The sequence below is a fragment of the Paraburkholderia sp. J41 genome (genome assembly GCF_905220235.1).
Lineage (GTDB): Bacteria > Pseudomonadota > Gammaproteobacteria > Burkholderiales > Burkholderiaceae > Paraburkholderia.
Map to the genome: position 1 here is coordinate 96,839 of NZ_CAJMZE010000017.1, position 14,573 is coordinate 111,411.

13 protein-coding genes are annotated in these 14,573 nt (G+C 64.4%); 9 read left to right on the forward strand and 4 right to left on the reverse strand.

Annotated features, from left to right (window positions below):
• Positions 1 to 15: 15 nt before the first annotated feature.
• The 3 genes from U5805_RS18850 to U5805_RS18860 form a co-directional block, all read right to left on the reverse strand.
• Entirely contained in the window at positions 16 to 828 is an 813-nt protein-coding gene (locus U5805_RS18850) for a DUF3106 domain-containing protein (protein WP_322105011.1), read from the reverse strand.
• A gap of 62 nt (positions 829 to 890) precedes the next feature.
• Positions 891 to 1,319, reverse strand: coding sequence for a DUF3619 family protein (locus U5805_RS18855; protein WP_322105012.1), 429 nt, complete (start codon positions 1,317 to 1,319; stop codon positions 891 to 893).
• Complete coding sequence (locus U5805_RS18860; RefSeq protein ID WP_322105013.1) at positions 1,316 to 1,879, reverse strand: RNA polymerase sigma factor; 564 nt, start codon at positions 1,877 to 1,879, stop codon at positions 1,316 to 1,318. Before U5805_RS18860 ends, U5805_RS18855 begins: the two co-directional genes overlap by 4 nt.
• 438 nt (positions 1,880 to 2,317) lie before the next feature.
• On the opposite strand from U5805_RS18860, the gene U5805_RS18865 reads away from it, so the two are divergent.
• The 6 genes from U5805_RS18865 to U5805_RS18890 all read left to right on the forward strand — a co-directional run bounded on the left by U5805_RS18865 (position 2,318) and on the right by U5805_RS18890 (position 9,466).
• The gene (locus tag U5805_RS18865) at positions 2,318 to 4,093 is read left to right on the forward strand and encodes an acetolactate synthase 3 catalytic subunit (RefSeq protein WP_322105060.1); all 1,776 of its coding nucleotides are present in this window, start codon (positions 2,318 to 2,320) and stop codon (positions 4,091 to 4,093) included.
• Positions 4,094 to 4,205: 112 nt separating this feature from the next.
• Positions 4,206 to 4,697 (forward strand): acetolactate synthase small subunit, encoded by a 492-nt coding sequence (gene ilvN / locus U5805_RS18870; protein WP_027795483.1) that lies wholly within the window; start codon positions 4,206 to 4,208, stop codon positions 4,695 to 4,697.
• 123 nt (positions 4,698 to 4,820) lie between these two features.
• Positions 4,821 to 5,837, forward strand: coding sequence for a ketol-acid reductoisomerase (ilvC, locus tag U5805_RS18875; protein WP_322105014.1), 1,017 nt, complete (start codon positions 4,821 to 4,823; stop codon positions 5,835 to 5,837).
• A 157-nt stretch (positions 5,838 to 5,994) separates the two neighbouring features.
• Positions 5,995 to 6,648 (forward strand): phosphatidylserine decarboxylase, encoded by a 654-nt coding sequence (locus U5805_RS18880; protein WP_322105015.1) that lies wholly within the window; start codon positions 5,995 to 5,997, stop codon positions 6,646 to 6,648.
• A 12-nt stretch (positions 6,649 to 6,660) separates the two neighbouring features.
• Positions 6,661 to 7,533, forward strand: coding sequence for a CDP-diacylglycerol--serine O-phosphatidyltransferase (gene pssA, locus U5805_RS18885; RefSeq protein WP_322105016.1), 873 nt, complete (start codon positions 6,661 to 6,663; stop codon positions 7,531 to 7,533).
• Between the two features lie 382 nt (positions 7,534 to 7,915).
• Positions 7,916 to 9,466 (forward strand): 2-isopropylmalate synthase, encoded by a 1,551-nt coding sequence (locus U5805_RS18890; RefSeq protein ID WP_322105017.1) that lies wholly within the window; start codon positions 7,916 to 7,918, stop codon positions 9,464 to 9,466.
• A 99-nt stretch (positions 9,467 to 9,565) separates the two neighbouring features.
• On the opposite strand, the gene U5805_RS18895 is transcribed toward U5805_RS18890, so the two are convergent.
• Positions 9,566 to 10,090 (reverse strand): hypothetical protein, encoded by a 525-nt coding sequence (locus U5805_RS18895; RefSeq protein WP_322105018.1) that lies wholly within the window; start codon positions 10,088 to 10,090, stop codon positions 9,566 to 9,568.
• A gap of 174 nt (positions 10,091 to 10,264) precedes the next feature.
• Between U5805_RS18895 and U5805_RS18900 the strand changes: the two genes are divergently transcribed.
• The 3 genes from U5805_RS18900 to pnp all read left to right on the forward strand — a co-directional run bounded on the left by U5805_RS18900 (position 10,265) and on the right by pnp (position 14,512).
• Positions 10,265 to 11,524 (forward strand): branched-chain amino acid ABC transporter substrate-binding protein, encoded by a 1,260-nt coding sequence (locus U5805_RS18900; protein WP_322105061.1) that lies wholly within the window; start codon positions 10,265 to 10,267, stop codon positions 11,522 to 11,524.
• Between the two features lie 239 nt (positions 11,525 to 11,763).
• Complete coding sequence (rpsO, locus tag U5805_RS18905; protein WP_322105019.1) at positions 11,764 to 12,033, forward strand: 30S ribosomal protein S15; 270 nt, start codon at positions 11,764 to 11,766, stop codon at positions 12,031 to 12,033.
• A 334-nt stretch (positions 12,034 to 12,367) separates the two neighbouring features.
• Positions 12,368 to 14,512, forward strand: coding sequence for a polyribonucleotide nucleotidyltransferase (pnp, locus tag U5805_RS18910; protein WP_322105020.1), 2,145 nt, complete (start codon positions 12,368 to 12,370; stop codon positions 14,510 to 14,512).
• Positions 14,513 to 14,573: the final 61 nt, after the last annotated feature.

Sequence of the window (14,573 nt, forward strand, 5' to 3'; positions counted from 1 at the left end):
TGCCCATGCGCTTGCCTACGAGCCTTTGTAGGCGGCGGGCGCTTCGGCGGGAGAAACGGGAATGGGCGTGGCGGGCACGAAACTGCCGGCCGCGGGAATGCCGGAGGCGATGGCCGCCGCGGCCGCTGCCGCGGGCGAGCCCGGCGCGGGAATGGCCGAACCCGTGGTGCTGGCGGGCGCCGCACCCGAAGCCGCACCCGGCGCATGCGATCCGCCGCGGCGGTCGCGTTCATTGACAAGGCGCTGGATGTCGCGGATTTCGCTTTTGTTGCCGCTCGGCGGCGCGCTCACGACAGTGGGCCGGCGCTTGCGCTCGGTCGCGGCGAGCCGCGCCTTCTGGTCCTCGGGCAACTGCTGGTAGGCCTTCCACGCGCGTTGGCGCGCCTGCGGGGGCAGTTCCTTCGAGGCCTGATAATTCTCGCGCGCGACGCGCCGCTGCTCGGGCGTCATGCGTACCCATTCGGCCATGCGCTCATGCAGGCGCTTTTGTGCTTCAGGCGGTAGTTTCGGGTAACGCGCGGCGATCTTCAGCCATTTGCGCTTGCGCTCGGCGCTGAAGCGATCCCACTGCGTGGCGAAAGGCTCGAGCGCTTCGTGCTGCGCGGCGGTCAGGCGCGACCACGCAAGCGGGTCGTTCTGACCGGGCAGCGGCGGCGAAAAGTCGGCGGCGAGCGGGCTGTCGGCGGCCGGCGCCTTGGCTTGAACGCCTGCGCCGGACGCGGGCTCGCCGGCCGGCTCGGGATGAAAGCGCGGGTAGGTCGCCGCGTACGAGACCAGCACCGCGACCACGCATCCAATGACTACGGCCAGGCCGCGCTTGTAACTCACCCCGTCGGTCTCCTGCTCTCTCAGTGGCTTTCCGTTTCCTGATTCCCGGCCGATGCTTTCGCTCAGTGCGCGCGCGTCAGATACGCGTTGAATCCGTGATCGAGATAGGCCGTGAGCGGCAGGTCGTCGCTCAGCATGGCCGCGTCGATATCGGCGAGTTCAGCGGTGCGTTGCTGATCTTCGAAGTACGCGATGGCGAACAGCCCCGCCACGAGCGCGGCGAGCGGCCATGCGAGCGCGAAGCGCCCGAGCGCCGAGCGGCGCCGCGCGGGCAGCGGGCTGGGCGCGCCGGCCAGACTGCCGACGCCGGCCGCGGCCAGCGCGGGCGCGCGCACGAACACCGGTTCGGCTTTCTTGCGGGCGAGCGCGGCCTGGCGGGCGGCGGCAAGGCGGGCGGTGGTGGGAGCGGGCAGATTGGCGGCGCTCTCGTCGAGCGCGCGACGCATTTCCCGCCCGAATTCGAATTCTTTATTTTCGAGGGAGGAGCTCATAGCGTGATTCCTTTGGCCTTGAGCGCCTGCGCCAACGTGTGGGTGGCCCGCGAGCAGTGCGTTTTCACGCTGCCCTCGGAGCAGCCCATGGCGGCGGCAGTCTCGGCGACATCCATATCTTCCCAGTAACGCATCAGAAACGCCTCCCGTTGACGTGCCGGCAACTTCTGGATTTCGTCGTCGATGAGCTGGAGCACCTGGGCGCGCTCGATCTGCTGCTCGCTGCTCTCCGCGCCAGCCGATCCCTGCGCCGCCTCGAAGGTTTCGAGCGGATCGAAATCCTCGTCGTCGGCGCCGCCGAGCGACGAGAACAAGCTCACCCACGTATTGCGCACTTTCTGCCGACGAAAATAGTCGTGCATCGTATTTTGCAAAATACGCTGAAAGAGCAGGGGGAGTTCGGCGGCGGGACGGTCGCCGTATTTTTCCGCGAGCTTGATCATCGCGTCTTGCACGATGTCGAGCGAGGCGTCGTCGTCCCTCACGGCGTAGACCGTCTGCTTGAACGCGCGTCTTTCGACGCCCGCCAGGAAATCGGCGAGTTCCTTGTCTGAAGCCATCCGTTGCAGGGCGTCGCCACCAGCGTACGCGTTATCGTTCGAAAAATGTCGTAAAACTGGCGGATGCTAGCAAATTTTCGCGCCCACCGGTTAGCGAAGGGTCACACCGCCGTGTCGCGCCATGGGGCGAAGCCTGCGGCAGCGGGGTTTGCGAGGACTTTGCCCCGATGCGAAAAAGCGTCGCCGTTTCCCTATTTTACCGACGGCGCAGCGAGGAAGGCCGGCGCGGCCGCAATGTTCATGCCGGGCTTCTCAATAATTGCTTGACCGAACAGCATCGAGCCGCTATCTTCGACGGTTCGCAACATAAGTGACCTGTCTCAATTGAGATGAGCCCAAGAAGCTCATCTGTCAACTGGACGCGCCGCTTGAACCCGAGCCACAAGCCCGGCAGAGAGCACCCGATCAATTTTTTGCCGAAAATTCGAAAGGTGAATGATGAATATGCCCAGCGCGGAATTCTCCACGTCGGTCCCCCCCTCGCAAGAATCTGACCCTCAAGCTCACACCTCCATCGGCGGAACCGTGCTGATGAAGGCGCTCGCCGACGAGCAGGTCGATTTCATCTGGGGCTATCCCGGCGGCTCGGTGCTCTACATTTACGACGAGCTGTACAAGCAGGACAAGATCCAGCACGTTCTCGTGCGCCACGAGCAAGCTGCCGTGCATGCGGCCGACGCCTACGCGCGTTCGACCGGCAAGGTCGGCGTGTGCCTCGTGACCTCGGGACCTGGCGTCACCAATGCGGTGACGGGCATCGCGACGGCCTACATGGACTCGATCCCGATGGTGATCATCAGCGGCCAGGTGCCTACCGCCGCGATTGGTCAGGACGCCTTCCAGGAGTGCGACACGGTCGGCATCACGCGTCCTTGCGTGAAGCACAACTTCCTCGTGAAGGACGTGCGCGACCTCGCCGCCACCGTCAAAAAAGCTTTCTACATTGCGCGCACCGGCCGTCCCGGCCCCGTGCTGATCGACATTCCGAAGGACGTGTCGAAGACGCCGTGCGCGTATGAACCGGTGAAGAACGTCGCATTGCGTTCGTACAACCCGGTCACCAAGGGCCATTCGGGGCAGATCCGCAAGGCGGTTTCGCTGCTCCTCTCGGCCAGGCGTCCGTATATCTACACCGGCGGCGGCATCATCCTCGCGGACGCGTCGCGCGAGCTGAACCAGTTCGCCGACCTGCTCGGCTATCCGGTCACGAACACGCTCATGGGTCTGGGCGGCTATCGCGCGAGCGACCGCAAGTTCCTCGGCATGCTCGGCATGCACGGCACCTACGAAGCCAACATGGCGATGCAGCACTGCGACGTGCTGATCGCGATCGGCGCGCGCTTCGACGACCGCGTGATCGGCGACCCGGCGCACTTCGCCTCGCGGCCGCGCAAGATCATCCACATCGACATCGACCCTTCGTCGATCAGCAAGCGCGTGAAGGTCGACATTCCCATCGTCGGCGACGTGAAGGAAGTGCTCAAGGAGCTCATCGAGCAGCTTCAGCACGCCGAACACGGCCCGGACGCGGCCGCGCTCGCCGACTGGTGGAAGGACATCGAAGGCTGGCGCGAGAAGAACTGCCTGAAGTTCGACCGTTCGAGCGAGATCATCAAGCCGCAGTACGTGGTGGAAAAGGCGTGGGAACTCACGGGCGGCAACGCCTTCGTGTGCTCCGACGTCGGCCAGCACCAGATGTGGGCCGCGCAGTTCTACCGCTTCAACCAGCCGCGCCGCTGGATCAACTCGGGCGGTCTCGGCACGATGGGCTTCGGCCTGCCCGCGGCGATGGGCGTGAAGATGGCGCACCCCGACGACGACGTGCTGTGCATCACGGGCGAAGGCTCGATCCAGATGTGCATTCAGGAGCTGTCGACCTGCAAGCAGTACGACACGCCCGTGAAGATCATTTCGCTCAACAACCGCTACCTCGGCATGGTCCGCCAGTGGCAGCAGATCGAATACAGCAAGCGCTATTCGCATTCGTACATGGATGCGCTGCCTGACTTCGTGAAGCTCGCCGAAGCGTATGGCCACGTCGGCATGCGGATCGAAAAGACGGCGGACGTCGAGCCGGCGCTCAAGGAAGCGCTGCGTTTGAAGGACCGCACGGTGTTCCTCGATTTCCAGACCGACCCTTCCGAAAACGTCTGGCCGATGGTTCAGGCCGGCAAGGGCATCACCGAGATGCTGCTCGGCTCGGAAGACCTCTAACGGTATTTGCACGGCGCCGTTCGTACCTTGCGCGGCGCGCGCCCACACAACGGGCGCGCGGGTTCGCGGGGAAGGGCGGCACACGCTAACTGGACAAATCGCGGATCACATCATGAGACACATCATTTCCGTTCTGCTGGAAAACGAGCCGGGCGCGCTTTCGCGCGTGGTCGGCCTCTTCTCCGCACGCGGCTACAACATCGAAACCTTGACGGTGGCGCCGACCGAAGACCGTTCGCTGTCGCGCATGACCATCGTTTCCATTGGCTCGGACGACGTGATCGAACAGATCACGAAGCATCTGAACCGCCTGATCGAGGTGGTGAAAGTGGTCGACCTGACCGAGGGCGCCCACATCGAACGCGAGCTGATGCTGATCAAGGTAAGGGCGGTCGGCAAGGAGCGTGAAGAGATGAAGCGGATGGCGGATATTTTCCGCGGCCGCATCATCGACGTCACCGAAAAGACCTACACGATCGAACTGACGGGTGCGAGCGACAAGCTCGACGCGTTCATCGAGGCGATCGACGCGACCGCGATTCTCGAAACCGTCCGTACGGGCGGCTCGGGCATCGGGCGCGGAGAGCGCATTCTGAAGGTGTGACCCGACCCAGTCGATCTTGCACCGGAACTTGAACCGGATGTGGCGCAACCTGTGACGCATCCGGCGTGCAGCACAAGCTAACAAGCAGTACCGAATTCACCTGTATCTCGCCAAGGAACCAACATGAAAGTTTTCTACGACAAGGACGCCGATCTCTCTCTCATCAAGGGCAAGCAGATCACCATCATCGGTTACGGCTCGCAAGGCCACGCCCACGCGCTGAACCTGAAGGACAGCGGCGTGAACGTCACGGTCGGCCTGCGCAAGAACGGCGCCTCGTGGAGCAAGGCCGAGAACGCCGGCCTCCAGGTCAAGGAAGTGGCCGAAGCGGTGAAGAACGCCGACGTCGTCATGATGCTTCTGCCCGACGAGCAGATCGCCGATGTCTACGCGAAGGAAGTTCACGCGAACATCAAGAACGGCGCAGCCCTCGCGTTCGCGCACGGCTTCAACGTTCACTACGGCCAGGTGATCCCGCGCTCGGATCTGGACGTCATCATGATCGCGCCGAAGGCGCCGGGCCACACGGTGCGCGGCACGTACTCGCAAGGCGGCGGCGTGCCCCACCTGATCGCGGTGCATCAGGACAAGTCGGGTTCGGCGCGTGACATCGCGCTGTCGTACGCGGCGGCCAACGGCGGTGGCCGTGCCGGCATCATCGAAACGAACTTCCGCGAAGAAACCGAAACCGACCTGTTCGGCGAGCAAGCCGTGCTGTGCGGCGGTACGGTCGACCTCATCAAGGCCGGTTTCGAAACGCTGGTGGAAGCGGGCTATGCGCCGGAAATGGCGTACTTCGAGTGCCTGCACGAACTGAAGCTGATCGTCGACCTGATCTACGAAGGCGGCATCGCGAACATGAACTACTCGATCTCGAACAACGCCGAATACGGCGAGTACGTGACGGGTCCGCGCGTGATCACGGCCGAAACGAAGAAGGTCATGAAGGAAGTCCTGAAGGACATCCAGACGGGCGAATACGCCAAGAGCTTCATCCTCGAAAACAAGGCCGGCGCGCCGACGCTGCAATCGCGCCGCCGGCTTGGCGCCGAGCACCAGATCGAAGTGGTCGGTGCGAAGCTGCGCGCGATGATGCCGTGGATCGCCGCGAACAAGCTCGTCGACCAGTCGAAGAACTAATCTGACATCCCTGGTTCGATTGCCGCGTTCCGCGACGCGGTATCGCGTTGCTGCGCAGCAATCGTTCCCGCGTCGGACCCGAAAAAGCCGCCCAGGTGGGACGTTCCCTGGGCGGCTTTTGCTATCCTACGGGTTTTAAAATAACAGCGAAGCCACCATGAATTACCCTCATCCGATCATCGCGCGCGAAGGCTGGCCGTTCATCGCCATTGCGGCCGTCGTGGCGCTCTTGATCCATGCGGTCGCAGGCTTCGGACTCGCATGGCCGTTCTGGCTCATCCTGATTTTCGTCGTCCAGTTCTTCCGCGATCCGCCGCGCCCGATTCCCACCCAGCCCAACGCCGTGCTGTGCCCGGCCGACGGCCGCATCGTGGCCGTGGAAACCGCGCATGATCCGTATGCCAACCGGGAAGCGCTCAAGATCAGCGTGTTCATGAACGTGTTCAACGTGCATTCGCAACGCTCGCCCGTGGATGGCGCCGTCGCCAAGGTCGAATATTTCCCCGGCGCGTACCTGAACGCCGCCATCGACAAGGCGTCGACCGAGAACGAGCGCAACGCCGTCGTGCTGACCATGGCCGACGGCACGGCCGTCACCTCGGTGCAGATCGCGGGCCTCATCGCGCGCCGCATTCTTTGCTACGTGCGCGCGGGCGAGCCGCTTGCGCGGGGCCAGCGCTACGGCTTCATCCGCTTCGGCTCGCGGGTCGACGTGTACCTGCCGGTGGGCAGCCGTCCGCGCGTGTCGATCGGCGAAAAGGTCTCCGCTTCGTCGACGATCCTCGCCGAACTGCCGACGCAATCGGCATAAAGGAGGGCTGCGATGGCCGGTTTCAAGCGTCGACCCCGTAATGCGCCCGGCGCGCCGCTGCCGCGGCCGTTTCGCCGCAACAAGTCCGTGCAGGAGCCCGTCGGCGTGGCCGCGGGCCGGCGCGCGGCGCGTCAGGAGTTCCTGAAGAAGCGCGGCATCTATCTGCTGCCCAACGCGTTCACGACCGCCGCGCTTTTTTGCGGTTTCTTCGCGGTCGTGCAGGCCATGAACGTGCGCTTCGAAGTGGCGGCCATCGCCATTTTCGTGGCGATGGTGCTCGACGGCATGGACGGGCGCGTCGCGCGCATGACGCATTCGCAAAGCGCGTTCGGCGAGCAGTTCGACAGCCTCTCCGACATGGTGTCGTTCGGCGTGGCGCCCGCGCTCGTGATGTACGAATGGGTGCTCAAGGACCTCGGGCGCTGGGGCTGGCTCGCGGCGTTCGTCTACTGTTCCGGGGCGGCGCTGCGTCTCGCGCGCTTCAACACGAACATCGGTTCAGTCGATAAACGCTTCTTCCAGGGCCTGCCGAGCCCGGCCGCGGCCGCGCTGATCGCGGGCTTCGTCTGGCTCGCCACCGACAACCGCGTGCCGGTGAAGCTCGCATGGCTGCCGTGGGTCGCGTTCGTGCTGACGATCTACGCGGGCGTGACCATGGTGTCGAACGCGCCGTTCTACAGCGGCAAGGCGCTCGACGTGCGCCATCGCGTGCCGTTCGCGGCCACGCTGCTCGTGGTGGTGGCGTTCGTGCTCGTGTCGTCCGATCCGCCGCTCATGCTGTTCGGCTTGTTCGTGCTGTACGGTTTGTCGGGCTACGTGTTCTGGGCGTACCAGGCGGTGCGGGGCCGCGCGAATCCGGCGCGTTCGTCGCCACGCGAGCGCTAGGGCGCGCGAACCACCAAGCGAAGAAAGGGCTGCGCGCGAGCGTGGCCCTTTTTGTTTTTGCGTGGCCGCTTCGTTGCCGTCTTTGTGGCTACTTTGTGCCCGCTTTGAGCCCGTCGGCGGGCGCGAAGCGGGGCGCGGGCGGCGCTTGCCCGGATTGCGCTATCAGCGGATTCCGGCTATAGTCGGCGGCATGGCAACGATCACGTTCCCCCTCTTTCCCCTTCAAGCCGGCGCGCCCCTACGCACGCTAGCGCTAGCGCGCCTGCCGCGCTGATCTCGCTCGCCCTCCGTCCGCTTCGTTCATTGTCAGCGTCGCCAACGGTGGCGCGAACACTCAAAATCCGTTTGTAGACACTGAACAAGTCCCCCCTGGAGACCCGAAATGGCAGCAGAAAAGCTCATCATCTTCGATACCACGTTGCGTGACGGCGAACAGTCGCCCGGCGCGTCGATGACGAAGGAAGAGAAAATCCGCATCGCAAAGCAACTCGAGCGCATGAAGGTCGACATCATCGAAGCGGGCTTCGCCGCCAGCTCGAACGGCGACTTCGACGCGATCCACACGATCGCCGGCATGGTGAAGGACAGCACGATCTGCTCGCTCGCGCGCGCCAACGACAAGGACATCCAGCGCGCCGCCGACGCGCTCAAGCCCGCCGACCACTTCCGCATCCACACCTTCATCGCCACGTCGCCGCTGCACATGGAGAAGAAGCTGCGCATGTCGCCGGAGCAGGTGCTCGAACAGGCGAAGCTGGCCGTGCGTTTCGCGCGCAAGTTCACCAACGACGTGGAATTCTCGCCCGAAGACGGCAGCCGCTCGGACATGGACTTCCTGTGCCGCGTGCTCGAAGCCGTCATCAACGAAGGCGCGACCACGATCAATATCGCCGATACGGTCGGTTACGGCGTGCCGGAACTCTACGGCAACCTCGTGAAGACGCTGCGCGAGCGCATTCCGAATTCGGACAAGGCCGTGTTCTCCGTGCATTGCCACAACGACCTCGGCATGGCCGTGGCCAACTCGCTGGCCGGCGTGCAGATCGGCGGCGCGCGCCAGGTGGAATGCACGATCAACGGTCTCGGCGAGCGCGCGGGCAACACGTCGCTCGAAGAAATCGTCATGGCCGTGAAAACGCGCAAGGACTACTTCGGCCTCGATCTCGGCATCGACACCACGCAGATCGTGCCGGCCTCCAAGCTCGTCTCGCAAATCACGGGTTTCGTCGTGCAGCCGAACAAGGCGGTCGTGGGCGCGAACGCGTTCGCACACGCCTCGGGCATTCACCAGGACGGCGTGCTCAAGGCGCGCGACACCTACGAAATCATGCGCGCGGAAGACGTGGGCTGGAGCGCGAACAAGATCGTGCTCGGCAAGCTCTCGGGCCGCAACGCGTTCAAGCAGCGCCTCCAGGAACTCGGCGTGCAGCTCGAAAGCGAAGCCGAACTCAACGGCGCATTCGCGCGCTTCAAGGAACTCGCCGACCGCAAGGCCGAAATCTTCGACGAAGACATCATCGCCATCGTGACGGAAGAGTCGGCCGAAGCGCAGGAGAAGGAGCATTACAAGTTCATCTCGCTCGCGCAGCGCTCGGAAACGGGCGAACGTCCGCACGCGCGCATCGTGTTTTCGGCCGACGGCAAGGAAGTGACGGGCGAGGCGGCGGGCAACGGTCCTGTCGACGCCACGCTCAACGCGATCGAAACCGAAGTGGGCAGCGGCTCGGAACTGCTGCTCTACTCGGTGAACGCGATCACGACGGGCACCCAGGCGCAGGGCGAAGTGACGGTGCGTCTTTCGAAGGCGGGCCGCATCGTCAACGGCGTGGGCACGGACCCGGATATCGTCGCGGCATCGGCCAAGGCGTATATCTCGGCGCTCAACAAGCTCTATTCGTCGGATTCCGACAAGCTCAACCCGCAGCGCTCGTAAGCGGCGGCGCCTGGCGTCGCGTCACGCGCGCCGGGCTGCGGGCGATAAAAAACCCCTGCAATCGCAAAAATTGCAGGGGTTTTTCGTGGCGCGGCGGCTTCAGAACAGGCTGCGGCGATCCGGGTCGTGCAGCGGATCGGGCGTTTTCTGCGTGAGGCGCAGAATGCCGTCGTCGTCGAAATAGAAGCTGTAGAGGAAATACCAGACGTTGTCTTCCTCGTAGCGATACGTCCAGACGTTGCGCTTCATCAGCGGGAAATACGAAGTCTCGACGGGGCGGCCGAAGTTCACGAGCACGTCGGTGCGCGTCCACTTGCCGATTTCGGCGCGATAGAACTCGTTCACCTGCAACACCTGGCGCAGGTCGACGACCTTGCCGTTGGCGTCGATGTCGGCGGCGGTGGTGGTTTCGCCCATCGGCTGGGTGGGCCACATCAGTCGCTTGCCGCCGTTGGGCAGATCGTAGACTTCGCGCGGCGGCCCGAAGCGCGCGATGACGGCTTGCGCGTCGTCGCCGGCGTGGAACTGCTGCCACGGCTGCGCGCAACCGGCGAGCGCGAGCGCGCCGGCCAGGAAGGCGAGGCGCGCGCGAGCCGCGAGCGCCTGAGAAAAGCGGATCAGCATGGTGTCTCCCGATTTCGGTCGCTTATTTTGACACGGCGCCCGGCGCGGCGCGCAGCGGCGTTGTTGCCGGCGGGCGCCGGGGCGTCCTATGATCCGCGCTTCGACTCGAACTTGATCCATCGCAGGAAAAAACGCATGAAGGCAACAACGACGCGCGGGCTGGTCATGGCGGCGATGCTGGCGGCCACGCTCAACGCCGCCACGGCGCAGGCGGCCGCGCCGACCGCATCGGCAACCGCAGCGCCCATTCCGCTCGCGCTGATCGAAGGCATGTCCGGGCCGTTCGCGGATGCGGGCGCGGCCGTCGAGCGCAATCTGCGCTTCGGCGTGGAGCGAGTCAACGCGCAGGGCGGCGTGCCGTTGCGCGACGGGCGGCATCCGCTCGAACTCGTGGTGCTCGACAGCAAGGGCAGCACCGAAGCGGCGCTCGTGCAGCTACGCGCCGCGCAGGACCGGCACATCGGTTATGTGATGCAGGGCAATAGTTCGGCGGTCGCGGCCGCGCTCGTCACCGCCATCGACCGGCAGAACGCGCGCGAGCCCGGCAATCGCGAGTTGTTTCTCAATTATTCCGCCGACGACCCCGCGCTCACCAACGCCAATTGCAGTTTCTGGCACTTTCGCTTCGACGCCCACGCGGGCATGCGCATGGACGCGCTCGCGGACGTGATCGCCGCCGATCCATCGGTCAGGAAGGTCTATCTGCTCAACCAAGACTACAGCTTCGGCCATGACGTGAGCACGCTCGCGCGCGCGGCGCTGGCGAAGGATCGGCCCGATATCGCCGTCGTGGGCGACGAATTCCACCCGATCGGCCGCGTGAAGGACTTCGCGCCCTATATCGCCAAGATTCGCGCCGCGGGCGCCGACGCCGTGATCACGGGCAACTGGGGCAACGACCTCACGCTGCTCGTGAAGGCCGCGCGCGAACAGGGGCTCGACACGAAGTTCTACACGTTCTATGGCAACAGTCTGGGCGCGCCGGCCGCGCTCGGCGACGCGGGCGTGCAGCGCGTGATCGCCGTCGCCGACTGGCACCCGAATGCGGGCGGCGCGGCTTCGGACGCCTGGTACAAGGCGTATCGCGCGCGCTTTCCGGCGGCCCGGGACGATTACCCGGTGCTGCGCATGTCGATGATGGTGGAAATGCTCGCGCAGGCAATGACGAAGGCGGGCACGGCCGACCCGCAGGCCGTGGCGAAGGCGCTGGAGGGCTTGCGCTTCGAGGGGGCGCAAAAAAGTTTCCATCCGATGTGGATGCGCGCCGACGACCATCAGGCGATCCAGCCCCTTTACGTGATGCAGATGGACAAACAGGGCGCGAGCGACGTTCGCTACGACAACGAAGGTTCGGGCTACGGTTTTCGCACGGTTCTCGCGCTGCCCGCCGAGCGCACCGCGCCCGCCACGGTCTGCCGGATGAAGCGGCCCTGAAGCGGCTTCGAGGTTGCTTCGAGGTTGCTTCGCGGTGGCTTCGATGTTGCCTTGAAGCGGCTTCGAAGCCGTCGTGAATCCGCGTTGCTCCGCGCCTGAATCGCCACGCACATGCGCGGTTCGCGGCGCATGTGCGCTGTGCTACAATGCGCGTCTTGCCGTATTTTCATGGCAAGCGTTCGTCAAACACGGCACGGCCATTCTTCCGTGACCGCCTGTGAGAAACCAAGGAAAAGCACATGTCCGTAGCAAACATCAAGAAGTCCGAAGTCGTCGCGCAATTCGCGCGCGGCACGAATGACACGGGTTCGCCCGAAGTTCAGGTTGCGCTGCTCACGTCGCGCATCAACGAACTGACCGCGCACTTCAAGTCGCACGCCAAGGATCACCACAGCCGCCGCGGTCTGCTGCGCATGGTGAGCCGTCGCCGCAAGCTGCTCGACTACCTGAAGGGCAAGGACGCTGACCGTTACCGCGCGCTGATCGAAAAGCTGGGTCTGCGCAAGTAACCGGAAGGTCTTCCACAAAGATGCCTGTGTCAGTTTCCGCTGATGCAGGCATTTTGTTTTTGAACGGCACGCTTCACGCGATGCGTATCGTTTAACAGGATTGCGCAACACCGAAGTTTCAGACGTACTGAGCCGTAGCAAGCAGCAAATGAGCAGCAGGCCAAGCCACGGGGCAGAGCTCTGTGTCATTCCAGCAGACCGTGCGCAACTGTCGCAACCGCGCGTTCCGCTGGAATGGCATAACACTCCTCTTCCTGCGCGGTGCCGGTCCTGTCTTGCCGCGACGTTCGCGTGTGCGAGCGCCGCATAAACAATGAGTAAGGAGTGAGTGACTATGACGATATTCAATAAGGTCGTGAAAGAATTCAAGTGGGGCCAGCACAACGTTCGCCTCGAAACGGGCGAGATCGCCCGTCAAGCCAGCGGCGCGGTGATCGTCGACGTCGAAGATACCGTCGTGCTCGCGACCGTCGTTGGCGCGAAGACCGCCAAGCCGGGCCAGGACTTCTTCCCGCTCACCGTCGATTACATCGAAAAGACCTATTCGGCCGGCAAGATTCCGGGCGGCTTCTTCCGCCGCGAAGGCCGCCCGTCGGAAGGCGAAACGCTGATCTCGCGCCTGATCGACCGTCCGCTGCGCCCGCTGTTCCCGGAAGGCTATTACAACGAAGTGCAGGTCGTGATCCACGTCCTGTCGATCAACCCGGAAATCCCGGCTGACATTCCCGCGCTGATCGGTGCTTCGGCGGCGCTGGCCGTGTCGGGCCTGCCGTTCAACGGCCCGGTGGGCGCGGCACGCGTCGCGTACATCAACAACGAATACGTGCTGAACCCGACGCGCGCGCAGATCAAGGATTCGCGCCTCGACCTGGTCGTGGCCGGCACCGAGCGCGCCGTGCTGATGGTGGAATCGGAAGCGGACCAGTTGCCCGAAGACGTGATGCTCGGCGCGGTGGTATTCGGTCACGAGCAGATGCAAACGGCCATCGACGCGATCCACGAACTCGTGCGCGACGGCGGCAAGCCCGAATGGGACTGGACGCCGGCGCCGAAGGACGAAGCGCTGATCGCGCGCGTCACCGACATCGCCTACAACGACCTGCTCGCCGCGTACCAGTTGCGCGACAAGCAGCAGCGTTCGGCCAAGCTGAAGGAAGTCTACGCGGCCACGTCGGCGAAGCTCGAAGCGCAGGCGTCGGCGGCCGGCGCCACGGCGGCCGACAAGGCGACCGTCGGCAACATCGTGTTCGACCTCGAAGCGAAGATCGTCCGCTCGCAGATCCTGAACGGCGAGCCGCGTATCGACGGCCGCGACACGCGCACGGTGCGCCCGATCGAAATCCGCACGGGCGTCCTGCCGCGCACCCACGGTTCGGCGCTGTTCACGCGCGGCGAAACGCAGGCGCTGGTGGTGGCCACGCTCGGCACCAAGGGCGACGAGCAGATCATCGACGCGCTCGAAGGCGAGTACCGCGACCGCTTCATGCTCCACTACAACATGCCTCCGTTCGCGACCGGCGAAACGGGCCGTGTCGGCTCGCCCAAGCGCCGTGAAATCGGCCACGGCCGTCTCGCGAAGCGCGCGCTCGTCGCGTGCCTGCCGAGCGCCGAAGAGTTCGGCTACTCGATCCGCGTGGTGTCGGAAATCACCGAATCGAATGGTTCGTCGTCGATGGCTTCGGTGTGCGGCGGCTGCCTCGCGCTGATGGACGCCGGCGTGCCGATGAAGGCGCACGTCGCCGGCATCGCGATGGGCCTGATCCTCGAAGGCAACAAGTTCGCCGTGCTGACCGACATCCTCGGCGACGAAGATCACCTCGGCGACATGGACTTCAAGGTGGCGGGCACCGAAGCCGGCGTGACCGCGCTCCAGATGGACATCAAGATCCAGGGCATCACGAAGGAAATCATGCAGGTCGCGCTCGCGCAGGCGAAGGAAGGCCGCATGCACATTCTCGGCAAGATGACCTCGGCGGTCTCGGGCGTGAACACGGAGCTGTCGGCGTACGCTCCGCGCATGATCACCATCAAGATCAACCCGGAAAAGATCCGTGACGTGATCGGCAAGGGCGGTTCGGTGATCCGCGCGCTGACGGAAGAAACCGGCACGACCATCGACATCTCGGACGACGGCGTGGTGACCATCGCTTCGACGTCGAGCGAAGGCATGGCCGAAGCGAAGAAGCGCATCGAAAACATCACGGCCGAAATCGAAGTGGGCCAGGTGTACGAAGGCGCGGTCCTCAAGCTGCTCGATTTCGGCGCGATCGTGAACCTGCTGCCGGGCAAGGACGGCCTGCTGCACATTTCCGAAATCGCCAACGAGCGCATCAAGGACATCAACGACTACCTGAAGGAAGGCCAGGTCGTGAAGGTCAAGGTTATCCAGACGGACGAGAAGGGCCGCGTGCGCCTGTCCGCCAAGGCGCTGCTCAACGAGCAGAACGGCGGTGCTCCGCAGGGCGAGCCGCAGCAGTAACGCGGTAAGCTCGAACGGCCGGCAGCGTGCAATACGCGCCGGCCGTTTTTTTATGAGAATG

What these genes read in the sequence shown, in the direction of transcription:
- U5805_RS18895 (WP_322105018.1), bottom strand. Translation starts at nt 10,090, where the DNA reads ATGCTGATCCGCTTTTCTCAGGCGCTCGCGGCTCGCGCGCGCCTCGCC.
- U5805_RS18880 (WP_322105015.1), top strand. Translation starts at nt 5,995, where the DNA reads ATGAATTACCCTCATCCGATCATCGCGCGCGAAGGCTGGCCGTTCATC.
- pssA (WP_322105016.1), top strand. Translation starts at nt 6,661, where the DNA reads ATGGCCGGTTTCAAGCGTCGACCCCGTAATGCGCCCGGCGCGCCGCTG.
- ilvN (WP_027795483.1), top strand. Translation starts at nt 4,206, where the DNA reads ATGAGACACATCATTTCCGTTCTGCTGGAAAACGAGCCGGGCGCGCTT.
- U5805_RS18900 (WP_322105061.1), top strand. Translation starts at nt 10,265, where the DNA reads ATGCTGGCGGCCACGCTCAACGCCGCCACGGCGCAGGCGGCCGCGCCG.
- ilvC (WP_322105014.1), top strand. Translation starts at nt 4,821, where the DNA reads ATGAAAGTTTTCTACGACAAGGACGCCGATCTCTCTCTCATCAAGGGC.
- rpsO (WP_322105019.1), top strand. Translation starts at nt 11,764, where the DNA reads ATGTCCGTAGCAAACATCAAGAAGTCCGAAGTCGTCGCGCAATTCGCG.
- U5805_RS18860 (WP_322105013.1), bottom strand. Translation starts at nt 1,879, where the DNA reads ATGGCTTCAGACAAGGAACTCGCCGATTTCCTGGCGGGCGTCGAAAGA.
- U5805_RS18865 (WP_322105060.1), top strand. Translation starts at nt 2,318, where the DNA reads ATGAATATGCCCAGCGCGGAATTCTCCACGTCGGTCCCCCCCTCGCAA.
- U5805_RS18855 (WP_322105012.1), bottom strand. Translation starts at nt 1,319, where the DNA reads ATGAGCTCCTCCCTCGAAAATAAAGAATTCGAATTCGGGCGGGAAATG.
- pnp (WP_322105020.1), top strand. Translation starts at nt 12,368, where the DNA reads ATGACGATATTCAATAAGGTCGTGAAAGAATTCAAGTGGGGCCAGCAC.
- U5805_RS18890 (WP_322105017.1), top strand. Translation starts at nt 7,916, where the DNA reads ATGGCAGCAGAAAAGCTCATCATCTTCGATACCACGTTGCGTGACGGC.